Genomic DNA, 1259 nt, shown 5'->3' with positions numbered 1-1259 from the left:
TGTCTCCGTCACCGACCTCGAGGCGCGGTACGACCCGGCGAGCGGGTTCGAACGAACCGACGCGACGCCGGCCGAGTTCGGGTACGCCGACCCGGCGGACGTCCCCCTCGCGGATGTGGTCGCGGCCGGGTACGGCGACGAGGTCGGGCTCACAAGCGGCGACGAGTGCGTCTTCGTCCTCGACGGCGACGCCGACGACCCGCCGTCGATCCGGCGCGGATTCGTCGAACTCACTCGGGTCTCCGGCGAGGCACAACGCAAGATGCGGGGCGGCCGAATCTCGATGGTCTTTCAAGACCCGTTGACGAGCCTCAACCCCGTTTACACGGTGGGTAACCAGATCAAAGAATCGCTCTCGCTCCACCGGGGTATCACCGGCAAGGAGGCGACACAGGCGGCGGCCGACCTGCTGGAAGCGGTCGGGATCCCCGACGCCAGACGGCGAGTCAACGAGTACCCGCACCAGTTCTCCGGCGGGATGCGCCAGCGCGCCGTGATCGCGATGGCGCTCGCCTGCGAGCCGGACGTGCTCATCTGCGACGAGCCGACGACCGCGCTCGACGTCACGATTCAGGCGCAGATTCTCGATCTGATCGCCGAGATCCAAGAGACACGCGACGTCGCGGTGATGTTCATCACCCACGACATGGGCGTGATCGCCGACGTCTCCGACCGGGTCAACGTGATGTACGCGGGCGAGATAGTCGAGTCCGCCGACGCAGAACCGCTGTTCGCGGATCCGAAACATCCGTACACGGAGGGGTTGCTCAACTCGATACCGGGCGGACAGGTAGGCGAGAGACTCGAGACGATAGACGGGAGCGTCCCGACGCCGAACGAGGAGCCGACGTACTGCCGGTTCGCGCCGCGGTGTCCCAAGGCGTTCGACGAGTGCGAAGCGGTCCATCCCGTTCCGGTCCCGGTCGACGAGACCGCCGACAGACACACGGCGGCGTGCCTCCTCTACCCCGAGGACGAGTCGACCGAAGCAGCGATCGCCCGTCACCGCGGGTCGACCCACGGAGGTGAACGCGAATGAGTTCCAACACCGCACAACAGCACACGAACCCGAGTTCGGCACCCGACACGCTGGTCGAGGTCCGCGACCTGAAGACGTACTACGACAGCGGCAGCCTGTTCGACAACAGGCCGGTCAAGGCGGTCGACGGCGTCACCTTCGACATCCGCCGCGGCGAGACGCTGGGCCTCGTCGGTGAGTCGGGCTGCGGGAAGACGACCCTCGGTCGAACCCTCATCCA

2 protein-coding genes are annotated in these 1259 nt (G+C 66.9%); both read left to right on the top strand.

Annotation, left to right across the window (positions count from 1 at the left end; translation table 11 throughout):
• Positions 1–1039, top strand: a 1039-nt coding sequence (locus U4E84_RS17780) for an ABC transporter ATP-binding protein (RefSeq protein ID WP_322533406.1), incomplete at its 5' end; no start/stop codon positions are given.
• On the top strand, positions 1036–1259 hold a 224-nt coding region (locus tag U4E84_RS17775), incomplete at its 3' end, for an ATP-binding cassette domain-containing protein (RefSeq protein ID WP_322533405.1). The genes U4E84_RS17780 and U4E84_RS17775, both read left to right, overlap by 4 nt.

It is taken from the genome of Halorubrum sp. AD140 (assembly GCF_034497445.1).
Lineage (GTDB): Archaea > Halobacteriota > Halobacteria > Halobacteriales > Haloferacaceae > Halorubrum.
This window is presented reverse-complemented; position numbering and strand designations above follow the sequence as displayed.